Origin of the sequence: Alicyclobacillus acidocaldarius subsp. acidocaldarius Tc-4-1 (genome assembly GCF_000219875.1) — a bacterium.
GTDB lineage: Bacteria > Bacillota > Bacilli > Alicyclobacillales > Alicyclobacillaceae > Alicyclobacillus > Alicyclobacillus acidocaldarius_A.
Genome location: NC_017167.1, coordinates 2619425 through 2636682 on the forward strand (window position 1 = coordinate 2619425; position 17258 = coordinate 2636682).

Here is a 17258-nt window from a genome sequence, read left to right on the forward strand (position 1 = left end):
GATTTTCGAGATTTCGTCCTTTATGATCAAGCCAGAATCTCATCGGGGTGGTGGCTCATCATGTCAAGTATTGCTTCACTGCTTCGCCAGCTCGAGGCCGAGCGCATCGACACGGTGCAGCTCCAGTTCACCGACCTGATGGGCGCGGTGAAAGTCGTCTCCATCCCCTCAAGTCGACTACCAGACGTCCTCGGCCGGGGCGTGGGCTTTGACGGATCGTCCGTCGAAGGGTTTGCGCGGGAGGAAGAGTCCGACATGCGCCTTGTGCCCGACCTCGCGACGGCCTGCACATGGCCCTCCGACTTCAGTGAACGCGCACTGCGCATCATCTGCGACGTCGTGCTCCCTGACGGCGTGCCCTTCGCAGGTGACCCGCGCCGCATCTTGGCCCGCGCGGCGGAGCGGGCCAGGGCAGCCGGCGCGCCGGAGATGGCGGTGTCTGCCGAACTGGAGTTCTTTTTGCTCCCGCAGGACGAGCGCTTGGAAGACGCACATCTCGGCGATCCCGCCCGCTACTTTGACGCGCTCTCCTCCGACATCGCCGCGCGCTGTCTGCGATCCATGGCCGGAGGACTCACCGAGGCGGGCGTTCCCGTGACCCAAATCCACCACGAGGCAGCCCCGCACCAATATGAGATCAATCTCACCGCGCTGCCGCCGCTATGCGCCGCGGACGCCGTGGTCACAGCGAAACTCGTCATCCGCCGCGAAGCCGCGCGGTTCGGGTTCACGGCGTCCTTCATGCCGAAGCCGTTCACGGACCATCCCGGCTCCGGCCTGCACCTCACCTTCGCCCCTGCCGGCGAGACGGCCGATGTAGCGCGCTGTGCTGCATTTGCCGCAGGCATTCTAGCACACGCGCGCGGACTCTCTGCCATCGCCAATCCGACTGTCAACAGCTACAAGCGCCTCGGCGGAAGCGAAGCGCCCGGATTCGTTGGCTGGTCCGACCACCATCCGGCCCCTTACTTGCGCGCCGTCGGCAGCGCGTGGGAATGGCGAGCGCCCGACGCGTCTGCGAATCCATACCTCGCCATCGCCTGTGCGCTCGTGGCAGGAGCTGACGGGATCGAACAGGCGCTGCCCCTGCCGGACCGGCTGGACGAACGGCCGGAAATGTGGTCGGAAGAACAGCGGTTTCTGCGGCACGTCGCCGCGCTCCCCGAAACGCTTCGGGATGCGCTCGATGCGCTCGAACAAGACGACTGCCTCCAGGCGGCGCTCGGCGATCACGCCATGCGCCACTTCCTGGAGGCCAAGCGACTCGAATGGGCTGCCTATGCGAGGACCGTCCATGTGTGGGAACGGGAGCAGTACCTCACGCTTTAGTTCTGGGTTCCGTGCTCAAGGGGTGACTCCTTGAGAAGCGGCGTCACGTTGGCGCCGAAATACTTCGGCAGTTCCGACGCCGTGAGCGTCTCTGGATACGCGGATTCCGCGTGCAGGGCGAGATCGAGCCCCATGATCTCCTCTTCCTTCGTCACGCGCAGCCCCATGACCTTGTCGACGATCCAGAGCAAGATCAGGCTGCCGACACCGGAGAACGCCCACGTGCTCGCCACGCCGATGAGCTGGAGCAGCACCTGATGAGGATTGCCGTGCACAAGGCCGTTGGCTCCCGACGGGTTGACCGCAGTGGATGCGAATAGGCCGGTGGCGATGGCGCCCCACGTTCCGCCGATGCCGTGACCGCCGAACGCATCGAGTGCGTCGTCGTACCCGAGCTTCGCCTTCATGAAGGTCGACGCAAAGTAGCAGAACGCGCCACCAAGCAAACCGAGAACGATAGAGTAGCCCGGCGAGACGAAGCCGGCCGCCGGCGTGATAGCCACCAACCCCGCAACAGCACCGGCGCAGGCGCCGACCAGCGTGACATGCCCCGTCCGGAGCTTCTCCACGATCATCCAACCCACTGCAGCAGCCGCCGTTGCCGTGTTCGTGGCAAGGAACGCCTCCGCGGAAAGGAAGTTGGCCGCAACCGCGCTGCCCGCGTTGAACCCGAACCAGCCGAACCACAAAAGCGCCGTGCCTAGGAGGACGAACGGCACGTTGTGCGCCTTGATCTCACCGGTGCCATGCTCCGCGCGGCGCCCGAGATAGAGCGCAGCCATGAGACCAGCCACACCGGACGAGATGTGCACCACGGTGCCCCCCGCGAAGTCGAGCACGCCGAGGTTGTGGAGCCAACCGCCTGCACCCCACACCCAGTGCGCTAGAGGATCATAGATAAAGGTCGCCCACAGGACAATGAACACCACGAACGAAGCGAAGCGGACGCGCTCCGCAAGCCCTCCCACGATTAGTGCCGGCGTGATGATAGCAAACATCATTTGGAAGATGGCATACAGCAGGTTCGGAATGGTCGGCGCGTAGTCCGAGTCCGGCGCAGCGCCCACACCGCGCATCATGAACCAGTTCAGGTTGCCGATGATGTGGTGAAAGTCAGGTCCAAAGGCCAGGCTGTACCCGACAATAACCCATTGCAGCGAGACCACCAGGATGACAGCCACCACCTGCAGCATGGTGGTGATCACGTTCTTCGTGCGCACCAAACCACCGTAAAAGAAGGCGAGTCCTGGTGTCATGAGAAGTACAAGGGCCGAGGAAGCGAGAATCCAGGCCTCGTCGCCAGAGTTGACCGGGGGTGCCGTGGTCGCAGCAAAACACGTCGCAGGGACCCAAGCGGCACCGAGCCCAGCCATTGCGGACAGAAGCCACTTCCACCGTGTTCTGAGCATCTTCTCTGCCCACTCCTTTGCGTGAATTTTTTATAACGATACACGCGAACATCGGGGACGTCAACGAAAATGTTAGATATGCTAACGTATATAAAGATAACATGCTGACACAGGTGCATTGAAAAGCGCTTTCGTCCAATTTCGTTATTTTTATTAACGCAAACGCTTCCACGAACGACATGGCGCCTGCCCGTGGACACACCTGCTTCAACGTTCCATCTCGTGCTATACTCAAGCGACGACGGCCATCGGGAGGTCTATATGAGAGCGGTGATCTTCGACTTCGACGGGACGCTCGTCGACACCGAGCGAGCGTGGTATGAAGCGTATGTGGGACTGTACCGCCAACACGGACGGGAGTTCCCGTTTCACCTGTACGCCAAAACCGTCGGGACGAGCGCCGACGCGTTCGATCCCATCCGGCACCTGTGCGATTCGGACACGTCCATCCGACCGGAAGACGCAGAGCGTGTGGTGGAGCGTGAACACCGAAAGCTGCTCGATGAAGAGCCTCTTCGCCCGGGTGTGCGGTCGTCTCTACAGGAGCTCCGGCGGCTTGGGGTGTCCCTTGGTCTCGCCACGAGTTCGCGGCGCGCCTACGTCGAACCTTTTCTAGTGAAGTATGGAATTCAATCCTACTTTGACGCGATGGCCACGGCCGACGATGTCAGCCAGGTGAAGCCCCATCCCGAATTGTATCAGCTGGCGTGTCGGCGGCTCGGTGTGGCGCCCGCGGAAGCACTCGCCATCGAAGACTCGCCCAACGGCGCGCGAGCCGCAATCGCCGCAGGCCTTCAGGTGCTGTGCGTGCCGAACGCCATCACGGAGCACATGCCGTTTCCGGAAGGATGTCGATTTCGAAGCAGTTTGGAAGGGATTGATTGGCGCTCGTTTCTTGCGACGATATCGGAGCGTCCAGAAGAAAAGCGAGCATAAGGCAGGGAGAGCGGGCATTGCGCGCTCTCCCCTGGCGTGACTTGTCACGTGGCTAGATGGCATGCCACGGCGTGATTTGGCCCGATGTTCCGGCGTTCAGGCTTGGTCGTCCGGCACCGCTCGACGGCCACGGGACACCTGGGGTGGAAGGGACAGCCCCGCGGCGGGTCGAACGGCGATGGGATCTCGCCCTGAATGGGCGTGAGCGCTTGGCGTTCCTCCAAGCTCCGCGGCATTTTCAGGATGGACTGGATCAACACCTGAGTGTACGGGTGCGTCGGGCGCGAGAACAGCTCCTCCGCCGGCGCCTGTTCCACCACCTCGCCAAGGTACAACACCGCGACGACGTCGCTCAAGTACTCGACCACGGCCAGGTTGTGCGAAATAAAGATGTACGTTAGGTCATAATCCTGCTGAAGTTCGCGCAGGAGTTGAATCACCTGGACCTGAATCGAAACGTCAAGTGCCGAGATGGGCTCGTCGCAGATGACGAGTTTCGGTTGGAGCGACAACGCGCGCGCAATGCCGACGCGCTGAAGTTGACCGCCCGACAGCTCGTGCGGATACGCCCACTTCACTTCCCGAGGAAGGCCCACGCGCTCGAGCAGTTCATCGACCCGCTTCTGCCGCTCCTCTTTGGTCCCCATTTTGTGAATGATCATCGCATCCTCGATGGCCATGCCGATGGTCATTCGCGGACTCATGCTCGCCATGGGGTCCTGGAAGATGATCTGCATTTCTCGTCGAAGCGGTCGCATCTGCTTCTGCGTAAAGCGGGTGATGTCCTTCCCCTGGTAGACGATCCGGCCCTCCGTCGCCTCGAGAAGTTTGAGCACCAGCCGCCCCAACGTGGACTTTCCGGACCCGCTCTCGCCGACGAGCCCGAACGTCTGCCCGCGCTGAAGTTGAAACGACACCTTCTCCACCGCATGGAGATCGCGGCCCTGCACGCGAAACCGCTTCGACACCTCGTGCGCCTCGAGCAGCACCTCAGATGACATCCTCAAGCACCTCCTCCGCCCGATGACACGCCACCCAATGGCCCGGCCCGATCTCCCGAAGCTTCGGCAACTCGTTCCGGCACCGATCCGTAGCGAGTGGACACCGCGGCGCAAACGAGCAGCTCCGGGGCATCTCCGTGACCGTGGGCGCCATGCCAGGAATGGGTTTCAGCGGTTTCGAGCGATGGCCAATCTCGATGATGGAATGCTTCAATCCGACGGTGTACGGATGCGCCGACTCGCGGATGAACGTGCCTGTATCCGCAACCTCCATGATCTGACCCGCGTACAAGACGATGATCCGATCGCAGAAGTTGGTCGCAACGCCAAAGTCGTGCGTGATGATGGCAACGGCCATATTCCGCTTGCGCCGCTGCTCCTGAAGCAACGCGAGGATCTGCATCTGCACCGTCACGTCGAGCGCGGTCGTCGGCTCGTCCGCAATGAGCAGTTGCGGCTCACAGGCCAGGGCGATGGCGATCATGATGCGCTGGCGCATGCCGCCTGAAAACTCGTGCGGATAGTTCCGAAACCGGGCCTTCGGTTCAGGAATGCCCATCTCGTGCAGGAGCTGCAACGTGCGCTCAAACGCCTCGCGGTGACTGCAGAAATGGTGCGCGAGCATCGCCTCCATGATCTGATCCCCAATCCGCATGACCGGATTGAGGCTAGTCATGGGGTCCTGGAACACCACGCCGATCTCGCGGCCGCGGATATCCTCGAGCTGTCGTTCCGATAGCTTCAAGAGGTCCGTCCCCTGAAACACCGCCCGGCCCGAGCGAATGCGCCCGTTTTCCCGAATCAAGCCGATGGCCGACATCAGCGTGACCGACTTGCCGGATCCACTTTCACCGACAATGCCAAGCGTTTCTCCTTCCCCAATGGAGAAGCTCACGCCGTTGACGGCGTAGACCGTGTCCTCGCCGCGATCGAATTCGACGTGCAGATCTTCGATGGACAAAAGCGGCTGTGACACCATCATACGCCTCCCTTCGGACTGAACGCTTCCTGCAGGCCGTCGGCCACGAATAAAAACGACAACAAAGTGATGGCGAACACGCCGGCCGGAAAATAAAGAAGCCAAGGGAAGCCGAGGATGTTGGCCCCCGCCTGCGCGAGCATGTTGCCAAACGACGGCATTGGCGGATTGAGGCCCATCCCCACGATGCTCAGCCCGGCTTGCGCGGTGAGATCGTACGGAATGCCGAAGGCGAGCGAGACCACCATGCTGCCAACGACGTTCGGAAACATGTACTTGCGCGCGATGTGCCACTGCGACGCCCCAAGTGCCCTTGCGGCTTCGACCATCTCGCCGTTGCGCATAGCGAGCACGAGCGAGCGGATGAGGCGCGCGTAGCCCGCCCACCCCGGAACGCCGATGGCCAAGATCATGGGGAAGATGCCCTTCCCAAGGAGCACCATGAGGATCAGGGCGAAGAAGAACGAAGGAAGCGCGAACATGAAGTCCACGGCGCGCATGACGATGATGTCGATGATGCCGCCGGCAAGCCCGGCCCATAGCCCTAGGATGACACCAATCAAAAAGCTGACGCACGTGGCGCCGAGCGCAATCTCCAGCGCGTACCGAATGCTGTAAAGAATTTGGCTGAAGACGTCGTATCCGACCGTATCCGTGCCGAACCAATGCTGCCAAGAAGGACCCGAGTGCATATGGAGGAAGTCCGCGTACGTGTAGCTGTACGGCGCGATCCACGGGCCGATGATGCCGATGATAAAAAAGATGATGACCCAAACAAGCCCTGCCACGGCAAACCAATTCTTTCGATAGCGCTGCCAGGCGCGATACATGGGTGAGTTGCGCCTCGCGCGCTGTGCCGCCGCCTGAGGCTGGGTTACCGCGATGGCCACGATCATCCCTCCCGTCCGTCTACTGCAAGTGGCGACTCACTGGAGCTTCACGCGCGGATCCATCCACGAGTAGATGAGATCGACGACCAGGTTCGTCAGCATGATGGTCGCGCCGAGAATGAAGACCGCCGTGATGGCCATGGGGAAATCGAAGTTAGTAAAAGCTGTAGAGATGACCTTGCCCAGCCCGGGAATGGCGAAGATGTTCTCGACCCAGACGGTGCCGACGACGGTAAACGCAAATTGGGGCCCGATCACGGTGATGAGCGCGGTGAGCGAGTTGCGAACGCCGTGCCGAAGCACCAGAGCCCAGTACTTGACACCTTTCGCTTTGGCGGTCCGGATGAAGTCTTGTCTCATGGTCTCAATCAGGCTGCCTCGCATGTATCGGGCGACCACGCCGATGTTCCCTGCGGCCAGCGACAGGATGGGCAAAACCGCATCTGCAGGCGTTCCCCACCCCGTGACGGGCAGGACGTTCTGCCACACGACGCCGAAGATGAGAACAAAAAGGACCGCCAGCACAAAGGAAGGGATGGCCTGGCCGAACATCGACAGGGTCGTCACAAGATAATCGACCCACGAGTTCCGCTTGAGCGCCGCGATGACTCCCATGGGAATGCCGATGACGACCGACACCACGACGGAACCAAACGCGAGAAACACGCTGATGGGCAGCGCGCCCTTGAGTTGCGACATGATGCTCAACGTGGGGTTCTGCATCGAGTTGCCGAAATTGAATGTGAAGGTGTGCCATTCATAGAGCAGCACCTGTTTCCACAGAGGCAGATTCAGGCCGTACCGGCTCTGAAATTGCTCCATGAGCTTCTGGTACGCAGCGGGATCCTGAGCGGCGAGCGGCGCTAGTGCCGAGGCGAGCTGCGTCGTGTTCATGAAGCCCCCTGGCGAGTAGTACATCATGACGTACGAAATGGCGATGACAGCCGCCAGCGTGATGATGATGGCCACGAAGCGCTTGGCGAGGAATTTGACGTAAAACATCGCAGGCCTCCCTTCAACGCGCCCGCGGGCGGGAGCCCGCGGGCATGCTGCGCTGCTGTCACTTGGTGGACAGATACTGGAACTGATAGAAGTTGCCCCACGCCCACGGGTTGGGCTGCGCGCCGGTCACCCACGGCTTCTCCAGGTAGAACGTCTCGTTGTAGTAAAGCGGGATGACCCAGGCCTGCTGCTCAAGCGACGTGACGAGTTTGCCGGCCCACACCGCCGCCTGAGACGAGGTCATGCTGTTTTGCTCGTAGGCCTGCCACATCCGCCACTCGCGCTCCTGCTCGGACTCGTTCGTGTCCCACCAGGCTTGCACGTCGAGCGCGCCCGTGTTCGTGCCGCCGAGCGTCGTCGTCGCAGACTCCGGCGCGACGAACTCCCACGCGAGAACGAACGCGGCATGTTTCGCGCTCGCCGTTTTGGCACTCTTCCACTGCTGCACGATTTGGTTCCACTGCTGTTGCAGCGAGGGCGTGCCCGGCGGATTCAGAATGGCCTGCCACTGGGCGGGCTGCTCCTTCGTCCACTTGTTGATGATAGCGATGTCCTTTTGCACTTCCTTCTGCAGCGGGATCCAGTCGTTCCAGCTCACGCCGGTGTTCGGATTCTGCGGGTTGCCGTACTTGGCGACAGACGCCGGATCATACGGCGTGTTGTACCACGGGAGCACGTGCTGCACCTGTTGCGGTGTCCAACCATAATCGCCAGGGAAGTAGATGCCCTGGCTCGCCTGGATGTCCATGTTGGCCGGCTCGAACCAGTTGACAGCGCCCGCCGCGACGACGAATCCGGGTTGGATGCCCTTGAGCGGCCCCTCCCAGACGAGCGCGCTGTAGTCCGCCTGATTTTCCTGGACAATCTTGGTCTGGATTCCGAGGTTCTGCTGCAGTTCCTGGGAAATGGCCTCGGCGACCGGCACGCCCTGTTGGTTCACGTCTGGCACCGGCGCGTACAAGTACAGAACCGGCAGCCCCTTGCCGTTTGGATAACCGGCTTCCGCCAAGAGCTTCTTGGCTTCGGCTACGTTCTCAGGCAACCCCTTCTCGTACTTGGCGGCCGGCCAGCCTGGCGTCGAGAACGTGTTGGTTACGCCGCCCATCCCGTCCAACACGTCCTGCACGATGGGCTGGCGTTCGATGGCCATGGCGATGGCCTGTCGCACCTTCGTGTTGTAATACGGCGACGGAATAGCGGAATGGTCCCACTCGAGGTATTCGATGCTGTAATCCGGTGCGACGTGGAGTTGGCTGTTCAAGTTGTGCGTCTTGATGTACTGCAGATCTGACGGCGATCCGACGAGCGCGACGTCCAACTTGCCCGCCATGTAGTCCTCCACGGCGACCGTGGTGCCTGGCACCAGGTTGATGACCTTCGCGTTCCCGTGGTTGACCTCACCGGGATGGCCCACGTATTTCGGGTTCGGCACCAGCGTGATAGTCCCGTTCGGCGTAAACGATTTCACAATGTACGGCCCGTCGCCCACGAAGTACTGCGGCAGATACCAGTTCGTCGGGTGCGCATTGACCACCTTGGGATCCAGCGGCATCGATGCGGACACCGCCAACTCGCCCAGGATGTAGTGCGGCGTCGTGGTCGTGATCTGCAACTCATAATTATTGATGACCTTGATGCCCACTTGGCTCGCCGGCACGGCGCCCGAGTGGTACTGATAAGCGTTCTTCACGTTGTTGAGCACGCTCGCCCAGAGCTGAGCCTGCGAGTTGGCCGGGTTCAGCTGGCGCATCCATGCGTAATAGAAGTCTTGCGCCGTAACCGGATCCCCGTTAGACCAGCGCGCGTCGTGGCGCAGGTAGATGGTCCAGGTGAGTCCGTCCTTAGAAAGAGAATAGCCCGAAGCGATTTTCGGCACAATCTGATTTTGTTGATTGTATCCGTAGAGTCCTTCCAGAATCGTGCCCTGGTCCACCAGGATCTGCGCCGCCCACTGCGACGGATCGAGCGATGAGATACCAGGCGGCGAAGGATACGTGATGGTCACGGTTCCATTGGTCCCAGCCGCCCGCACGGGAACCGCCGAAGCTGCGCCGCTGTTGGACGTCGTGCTGTGATTTTGGGCCGAGGTGGCGCATCCCACGAGACCTCCGCTTGCCACAAGCACAGCGACCGGCACATGCCACTTTCTGAGTTTCCGCTTGGCCACGTTGCTCACTCCTTCTTCCTGTGTCTTGGTGTTTTCGCCCGTCGAGAACGCTTTCAACGACCCCCATCATGCCTCATGCGATTCATGCACCGCCCAGGCCTGGACGCGTACACCACCCCCTGATCCCCTTCCAGCGGAGTGGAATCAAGGCGCACAAATCGATTTGCCTTTAGACAAAACGATTTGGCTGATGTCTCAAACATAAAATTGAGACATGCCAAAATCAATAGTCTTATTGGGCGATCCTTGTCTTTTTAAGCTTGTGCTCGTGAGGCCATCCTTCACCTCTCGCGCGCTTCAAGCAAACCTGCGATGACAAACACGGCAGGTGAATTCCAATAGACGGCGACCTCGTTGGTCGAGTAGCTGTCCTGATGATCGAGGTACGCCTCCATCGCGGGCCTCCCCGAAAGTCGCGCGTGGGCGATCTCGTCCTGCAGGTTCCGGTTTGGGCCTCCCACCACCATGCCTGGAACGGGATCGTCCACATCATCCGCAGCCGAGGGGCGATGATGGGGATGACGCACGGGGCGTTGGCCAAAGCCCGTGACGTAGCACTGACCGAGCGGATTGGCGCCAAGCAGGTAGTCTGCCGAGCGCTGGGCCACCGTTCGCGCCGCGGGATGAGGGATCCCGACGCCTTCGGCCAACAAAAACGCCATGGCGCGGTTCAAGAGCACCATATTGCTGCCCCAAATGAAATCCTCGTCCCGCATGGGAATGCCGAAGGGATGCGATTCGGCCATGGCGGCGAGCGCGTCGAGCTCTCGGAGAAGCCGACCTTTCACCCGGCTTCGCACGTCTTCCGACACGGCGGCGCTGGGCGCGCGCAGGTATTCCATTACGCCGTAGAGCGCCACGTCCGCCCATCCCAGCTCCCAGGGGAGGTCGAGATCAAGCAGGGGCTCGCACACGCGTGCCCACCCGGGATCACCGGTCATGCGAAGCATGGCGCTGGACGCCCACAACAACTCGTCGCGGAGTTCTCTGTCGCCGTATTCGCCTGTGAGGATTCCCGCGGGATTGCGAAACGGCCGCATTTCGTGTTCGCTGAGCCACGCATACGCGCGTTGCGCAGCGTCTGCGCAGCGCGAGGCGAGAGTCGGATCGTGGGCGCGGTACACCAGGGCGGCGTGCGCCATGGCGGCGCAAAATGTGGCCGTTGCCGCGTAAGAGACAGGGCTGAGGACGAGCGGGGCAGTGTCGTCTTCGGGGCGGGTGTCGAGCCGCGGAAAGGAAGGCGTAGTGACTTTATGGTATACGCCGCCTGTCGCCGGATCCTGCATGGTGAGCAGCCAGACAATCTCCTCGCGCGCCACCTCGAGCGCCGGCGGCAGGTGAGGCGCCCGGTGCACCGAGCGCATGGGGCGGACGTGCGCAAGCGCCCCCGGGAAGTACTCGTGAGCGAGAAGAAGATCCGCGACGGCCTTGGCGGCGGGAACCGTGTATTTGCCGTAATCGCCAGCGTCGTGCCAACCGCCCGGGCAGGCCACGGCGTGCTCCGCGCCCAACACCCTGGCGTCGCTCGTATGGCACGGACCATGCGCCCATGGACCTGCTTCCTCTTCTGGCAGCGCGACGCCGCAGAGCTGATAGTCGAAGAATCGCACCATGGCTTCGAGCACGTCGCGATACGCGCGGCGATGCACATGGATTCGCGCCTCGAGAGGCCCCACCGTCAGGAGGTAGATCCCCGGCACTCGAAGCGCGGTGAAATTGCCGGCCTGCCAATCCCCGCCGACGGGCTTCGTCATCCCCGCGAACACGGCCTGCCCCTCCGGCGTGCGCAGCGCGAACGGCTGAGCCTCGCGAGCCCGAATCCAAAAGCGCTTGTCACCACCGGTCAGATACCCAACTTGATTACAAAAAATCGATTTGGACACGCGCGACGGCATATCGAATCCCCTCCCACCGGCTTGCAGGAGAGAGGATTCGACGCCTCGCGTGGCGATACCTGCCTCAGCCGATGGCCACCATCCGCTCGATGGCGACCCGCGCGCGATCCGCCACGTCAGCCGGCACCGAGATGACCGTCTCGAGACGGGCGAGCGCGTCCCGCACCTTCTCAAGCGTAATCATCTTCATGAACGGGCAGACCGCAGCGCGGTTCGCCGGGATAAACGTCTTGTCCGGATTCTGACGCTCCATCTGGTACAGGATGCCGACCTCCGTCGCCACGATGAACGCGCGCTTGTCGGATTCGCGCGCCCGTTGCAGCATGCCGCTTGTCGAGAGGACATGCGTGCGATCCGCCGGCAGTTGCCCTTCGGCAAGCAGGTACATGTTGGACGTCGAGCAACCACACTCGGGGTGAATCAGGAGTTCCGCATCAGGATGAGCCGAGAGCGTCGCCTCGATATCGTGCGGCCGGATGCCCGCGTGGACGTGGCATTCGCCCATCCAGATGTGCAGGTTCTCTCGCCCGGTCACCCGCTTCACATACGAGCCGAGAAACATGTCAGGTAGAAACAGGATCTCTCGGTCTTCGGGAATGCTCTGGACCACCTGCACGGCGTTCGAAGACGTGCAACAGTAGTCGCTCTCCGCCTTCACTTCCGCCGACGTGTTGACATAGGAGACCACTACGGCGCCCGGATGCTCCGCTTTCCACGCGCGCAGCTCATCCGCCGTGATGGAATCCGCCAGCGAACAGCCCGCGTTCGGATCAGGCAACAGCACCGTCTTGTCCGGGTTGAGGATGGCCGCCGTCTCCGCCATGAAGTGGACGCCGCAGAGCACGATCACGTCGGCATCGGCGCGCATCGCAGCGCGCGCGAGCGCGAGCGAGTCCCCCAGCACATCCGCAATGTCCTGAATTTCCGGCAGCTCATAGTTGTGCGCCAGGATCAGGGCGTTCCGCTTTTTCTTCCACGCCAGAATTTCGTCAATCAAATCTTGGCGTTCCTCCTTCGTCTCCAGCACATGCATTCCCCCTCAGGTCGTGATCGCCACAGACGTCTAAGCCCGATGCGCCTTGCACATTCGGCTTGGGCGAGCGTAGGCCGGAACGGGCGCCGGCGCGTCCATTCGCACGTGACTGCCTCGGCTCTCTTTTCTCCAGAGTGCCGAGCGCGCGATGAGCGACGCGGCCAGCACCGCCCCAGAGCTGGGATATCGGTCCGCCATGCCTTCAAGCTCCACGAGCGCCGCCCGCAGCCCCGACTCGTCGCGCACGAGTCCGACGGATCGCCACAGGACGGGAGCGAGTTTGGGGAGTGCCGCCGCGTCTTGATCTGGATGAAGAAGCCACGTGGGATCTTCTGGGGTGTGCGTGCAAGCGAGTGGCTGCTCTCGCACGGCTTCCCCAAACCGCAGGCCCATGACGACACACTCGAGCAGCGAGTTGCTCGCCAGCCGATTGGCCCCGTGCACGCCCGTGCACGCCGTTTCACCGAGTGCGAAGAGCCCGGGCACCGAAGTGCGCCCGGCCAGATCCGCCTCGACGCCGCCCATGAGAAAGTGCGCGCCAGGCGTCACAGGAATGGGCTGCGAAGCGAGGTCCAGGCCGGCGCGGCGAAGCCGAGCCGCGATGGACGGGAAGCGCGCCGCGACATCCGGAACCCGAGTCGCGTCGAGATAGACCCGATGGCCTTCCGCCTCCGCCCTCGCGATGGCGAGCGCGACCACGTCCCGCGTGCGGAGGTTGTCCGCCGGATCGGCAAAAAGCGGCGCACCGCCCTCCGTGACGAGCACCGCGCCTGCGCCGCGCAGCGCCTCGGAGAGAAACATCGCCTCGCTATCCTGCCCAAGCCACATCGTCGGATGAAACTGCACAAACTCGAGATTCGCGAGCGTGGCGCCCGCGTGATAGGCGAGCGCGACGCCTGCGCCCACCGCGCTCGGTGGATTCGACGTGCGGCCGAAGAGGGCGCCCACCCCGCCCGTGGCGAGCCCCGCGGCGCGACGAGCCGCGACAAATCGTTGACGGGCCCCGTCCCAGGTCCACACGCCGACGGCCCGCCCCGTCGCGTCCTGCGCAATGCCCACGCAGTGCTCCCGACGGATTTCGATCCGCGGATGGCGCGCGGCCGCCTGCCAGAGCGCTTCGGTGATGAAGTGCCCGGTGGCGTCTCCGCCCGCGTGAACGATGCGCTCTTTCGTATGGCCGCCTTCCCGGCCCAGGGCGAGCCGCCCGGACGAATCGCGATCGAACGGAACCCCGAACTGTGCGAGCCACGCGACAACACCCGGCGCTTCTTCGGTCAATTCGCGCACACGCTGGGCGTCGCATAGCCCGGCACCCGCGCGCAGCGTGTCTTCGGCGTGCAGTGCCGGGTCGTCACCCTCGCTGAGCGCGGCCGCAAGCCCCCCCTGCGCCCGCGCTGAGCTCGACGTGCGCGGCCCTTCCCCCGCGATGACGCACACGTCCTCGGCCTCGGCCGCGGCGAGCGCGGCGGTGAGCCCTGCGATCCCGGCTCCGACGATCACGACGCCTGCCGCTTCCATGTCGACAAGCCCCCTTTACGCGAGTTCCACGTCGATATCGAGCCCCACGTCCACGGCCTGGGCGCGCATGGTGATGTGGCTCATGGAGATGAGGTCGACGCCCGTCTCCGCCACAGCCCTCAGCCGCCCCGGGCGCATGTTGCCAGAAGCCTCCAGAAGCACGCGGCCCCCGGTGCGCCGCACCGCCTCGCGCATGATCTCGAGGTCCATGTTGTCGAGGAGCACCACGTCGGCGCCCACCGCGATGGCCTCCTCCAGTTGATCTAGGGATTCGACCTCCACTTCGACCTTGTGGACAAACCCCAGCCCGCGCCTTGGCGCGCAACACGGCCTCGCGGACGCCGCCCGCGATGGCGATGTGGTTGTCCTTGATGAGCACCATGTCGTCGAGCGCAAACCTGTGATTCCAGGCGCCTCCAACGCGGACCGCGTACTTTTCCAGCGCCCTCCATCCGGGCGTGGTCTTCCGCGTGTCCAGGATGCGCGCCCTCGTTCCCGCGATTTCGCGGACGGCGTCGCGCGCAGCGGTGGCGATGCCCGTCAAGCGGGACAGAAAATTGAGCGCCGTGCGCTCCGCGCCGAGGATGGCCCGCGCCGCGCCCTCCACCCGCATCACGATTTGAGGTCCGTCGAGATCGATCCCGTCCGCGCAGGCCACTGTGACCCGGAGAGTCGGATCTACCTCATGAAACACCCACGCGGCCACGTCCGTGCCGCACACCCTGGACGGCTCTTTGATCCACACGCTCGCGCGCGCCGTCGCATCGGCTGGGATGACCGCTTCGGTCGTGAGATCGCCACGGCCCAGGTCTTCCGCGAGCGCGAGGCGGACGAGATCGCGCGTCACCACGTCGAGCCACATCGCCCTCACGCCTCCTCCTGCGCGCCTCGCCACCTAGCCAGGCGCACCACATCTGTCTAATCAACTGTATATACAGTAGCACACACAGCGTGGCGTTTCACCTGGAAATTGCGCGGGACTTGCGAAACGAAGGAAACGGAAATATACTGAAATCAGAACATATGTTCGACTTTGAGCAGGTCGAGCCTAGGGGGAGTGCCAGGGTGGAGGCGCCGAAGTTTCTTCATCTCGAGGTGAAACGGGCGCTGAACCGGGTCCGAGCCTCGAACATGCCCTTTACATGGTCGCTGAATCCGTATCGAGGCTGCGGACACGGTTGCGCCTTCTGCTATGCGCGAGGCACGCACGAATATCTCGGGTACAGCGCGGACGACACGTTTCGCTCGCGCATCCACGTGAAGCGAGATCTGCCGGCCGTTCTCGAGGCGGAACTCGAAGCGCGGCTGGCGCGAGCAGGCGGAGACCTCGAGCGGATGGCTGCCTCTCTCGGCACGGTGGCCGTCGGCACGGCGACGGACCCGTATCAGTCAGCCGAAGCGCGCTTCCACATCACGCGCCAGTGCCTCGAGATCCTCATCCGGTACGGCGTCCGGTTCAGCATCACGACGAGATCGCCACTCGTGCTGCGAGACATCGACCTTCTGCGGAGCGCCAGGCTGGAGGGCGTGCACGTGAGCCTGCACACGCTGGATGCCGAGATCTGGCGCGCGTTCGAGCCCGCCACGCCGCCGCCCGCCGTCCGGCTGCGCGCGATGGGGCAGCTCGCGCAGGCCGGGATTCCCGTGAGTGTCTTCGTCGCACCCGTGCTCCCCTACCTGACGGACGACGCCCACTCCATCGCGGCGGTGATGCAGGCCGCCCGGGTGGCAGGCGCCACGGATGCCATGGTGTCTCCTCTGCGGCTGGCACCTGAGGTCAAGCCGTGGTTCTTCTCCGTCCTCAAGCGCGCGTACCCGGCGATGGTTCCCCGATACGAACGGCTGTACGCGGGCCGCGCCTATCCATCGCGCGCGTACGCCGAGCGGTTGTACGCGGTTGAAGCCCTCGCCAGGCGAATGGCGGGTCTTGCGCCGCGGCAGACGCCCACGGACTCGCAGGATGCCGAGCCGGCCGCGCAGACGGCAAGACTTGCGCGCGCGGAACCAGGGAATACCGCGCCCGGTTCCCGCTACATTCAGTTGACGCTGCCGCTTTAGGCATCACATGCCGATGTACTGCGCGTAAAGCGAACGGGCGCGGGCGGGATCGTCCGTGCCGTGCACCAGCGCCCGGCCGTTGGGAAACACGGTGAGCGCGATGCCTTCTGTCTCAAATCGGAGCAGAGCGTCATTCGCGCGCACAGTGCCAAGCGGCCGCAGGCGCTCGGCGAGCGCTGACAGCGAAAGCGCCACGTTCTCCTGAGGCCGCACCTGAATCGTCTGGCGGCCGCAGAAGGTGATGGAAAGCGCCCGGCGGCCAGCGCGGAGGGCCACAAAGTCGCGTCGCCCGCAACACGGGCAGTCTCGCTTCGGCCCGCCCATGCGGATGAGGCGCACGTCGGTATGCCAGACGTCGGCCTGGAGGATGGCGTTCGACAGGGCGTCCTCGCGGCCCGAAAGGTACTTCAGCACCTCCGCTACCTGGTACGACGCCATCCACTGCACAATGGGCGAGATGACGCCGACCGTGTCGCACGTGTCGTGTCCCACGCGGGCGCCGTAGCCCAGCAGACACACGAGGCACGGCGTCCGGCCGGGGCGCAGAAACGCGCTCGTGCCGTGCGCCTCCACCGCGCCCGCGTAGGCCCACGGGATGTTGTGCTTGACCGCGACTTCGTTCACCAGATACCGGACCTCGAAGTTGTCGCTTCCGTCGATCACGACGTCCACGTCGGCGAGCAGGTGCTCCGCGTTCGAGGCGTCGAGATCGTCCACCACGGCTTCGATGGCGATGCCGCTGTTGGCGGCCGCAAGCGCGTTGCGCGCCGCAATGGCCTTCGGCGTGGCGTTCCGGGCGTCCTCCTCGGTGTACAGCAACTGGCGCTGCAGATTCGACGGCTCGACGACGTCCCGGTCGATGAGGCGCAGATAGCCCACGCCGGCGCGCGCGAGCTGCGCGGCACTCGCGGTCCCGAGTGCGCCGAGCCCCACCACGGCCACGCGAGCTTGCGAGATGCGCGCCTGTCCCGCCTCGCCGATGGGCCGAAAGCGAATCTGGCGCGAATATCGGTCCTTGAAGTCGAAATCCGTCATGGCGCG

Annotated in this window: 14 protein-coding genes and 1 pseudogene; 3 read left to right on the forward strand and 12 right to left on the reverse strand. The window is 63.4% G+C overall.

The window, feature by feature from the left end; genetic code table 11:
• The first annotated feature begins 60 nt into the window (after nucleotides 1-60).
• A complete protein-coding gene (locus tag TC41_RS12720) occupies nucleotides 61-1329 on the forward strand; it encodes a glutamine synthetase family protein (RefSeq protein WP_041695449.1) in 1269 nt (422 codons plus the stop codon).
• Here TC41_RS12720 and TC41_RS12725 read toward each other — a convergent pair.
• Nucleotides 1326-2738, reverse strand: a complete 1413-nt coding sequence (locus tag TC41_RS12725; protein ID WP_041695450.1) for an ammonium transporter — start codon at nucleotides 2736-2738, stop codon at nucleotides 1326-1328. The two genes, TC41_RS12720 and TC41_RS12725, sit on opposite strands and share 4 nt — an antisense overlap.
• Before the next feature lie 261 nt (nucleotides 2739-2999).
• On the opposite strand from TC41_RS12725, the gene TC41_RS12730 reads away from it, so the two are divergent.
• The gene (locus tag TC41_RS12730; protein WP_041695451.1) at nucleotides 3000-3674 is read left to right on the forward strand and encodes an HAD family hydrolase; all 675 of its coding nucleotides are present in this window, start codon (nucleotides 3000-3002) and stop codon (nucleotides 3672-3674) included.
• Nucleotides 3675-3718: 44 nt separating this feature from the next.
• On the opposite strand, the gene TC41_RS12735 is transcribed toward TC41_RS12730, so the two are convergent.
• The 10 genes and pseudogenes from TC41_RS12735 to TC41_RS16960 all read right to left on the reverse strand — a co-directional run.
• Nucleotides 3719-4675 (reverse strand): ABC transporter ATP-binding protein, encoded by a 957-nt coding sequence (locus TC41_RS12735; protein WP_041695452.1) that lies wholly within the window; start codon nucleotides 4673-4675, stop codon nucleotides 3719-3721.
• Nucleotides 4665-5657, reverse strand: coding sequence for an ABC transporter ATP-binding protein (locus TC41_RS12740; protein ID WP_014465483.1), 993 nt, complete (start codon nucleotides 5655-5657; stop codon nucleotides 4665-4667). The genes TC41_RS12735 and TC41_RS12740 overlap by 11 nt, the downstream gene beginning before the upstream one ends.
• Nucleotides 5654-6550, reverse strand: coding sequence for an ABC transporter permease (locus tag TC41_RS12745; RefSeq protein WP_014465484.1), 897 nt, complete (start codon nucleotides 6548-6550; stop codon nucleotides 5654-5656). The genes TC41_RS12740 and TC41_RS12745 overlap by 4 nt, the downstream gene beginning before the upstream one ends.
• A 30-nt stretch (nucleotides 6551-6580) precedes the next feature.
• Nucleotides 6581-7546, reverse strand: coding sequence for an ABC transporter permease (locus TC41_RS12750; RefSeq protein WP_014465485.1), 966 nt, complete (start codon nucleotides 7544-7546; stop codon nucleotides 6581-6583).
• Between the two features lie 58 nt (nucleotides 7547-7604).
• Nucleotides 7605-9713, reverse strand: coding sequence for a peptide ABC transporter substrate-binding protein (locus TC41_RS12755; RefSeq protein WP_049784436.1), 2109 nt, complete (start codon nucleotides 9711-9713; stop codon nucleotides 7605-7607).
• 281 nt (nucleotides 9714-9994) lie between these two features.
• Nucleotides 9995-11596, reverse strand: coding sequence for a glycoside hydrolase family 9 protein (locus tag TC41_RS12760; protein ID WP_237699948.1), 1602 nt, complete (start codon nucleotides 11594-11596; stop codon nucleotides 9995-9997).
• 76 nt (nucleotides 11597-11672) lie between these two features.
• On the reverse strand, nucleotides 11673-12641 hold the full coding sequence (gene nadA / locus TC41_RS12765) for a quinolinate synthase NadA (protein WP_014465488.1): 969 nt from the start codon (nucleotides 12639-12641) through the stop codon (nucleotides 11673-11675).
• Between the two features lie 30 nt (nucleotides 12642-12671).
• Nucleotides 12672-14159, reverse strand: a complete 1488-nt coding sequence (nadB, locus tag TC41_RS12770; protein ID WP_014465489.1) for an L-aspartate oxidase — start codon at nucleotides 14157-14159, stop codon at nucleotides 12672-12674.
• A 15-nt stretch (nucleotides 14160-14174) separates the two neighbouring features.
• Nucleotides 14175-14441 (reverse strand): nicotinate-nucleotide diphosphorylase, encoded by a 267-nt coding sequence (locus tag TC41_RS16955; RefSeq protein ID WP_014465490.1) that lies wholly within the window; start codon nucleotides 14439-14441, stop codon nucleotides 14175-14177.
• 79 nt (nucleotides 14442-14520) lie between these two features.
• Nucleotides 14521-15021, reverse strand: a pseudogene (locus TC41_RS16960) (carboxylating nicotinate-nucleotide diphosphorylase); the annotation flags it as partial.
• A gap of 203 nt (nucleotides 15022-15224) precedes the next feature.
• Here TC41_RS16960 and TC41_RS12780 point away from each other — a divergent pair.
• Nucleotides 15225-16217 carry an SPL family radical SAM protein gene (locus TC41_RS12780; protein ID WP_237699949.1) on the forward strand — a complete coding sequence of 331 codons (993 nt, stop codon included), beginning with the start codon at nucleotides 15225-15227 and terminating at the stop codon, nucleotides 16215-16217.
• 3 nt (nucleotides 16218-16220) lie between these two features.
• Here the strand turns inward: TC41_RS12780 and TC41_RS12785 are convergent, their stop codons facing one another.
• Complete coding sequence (locus tag TC41_RS12785) at nucleotides 16221-17252, reverse strand: ThiF family adenylyltransferase (protein WP_014465492.1); 1032 nt, start codon at nucleotides 17250-17252, stop codon at nucleotides 16221-16223.
• Nucleotides 17253-17258 lie beyond the last annotated feature (6 nt).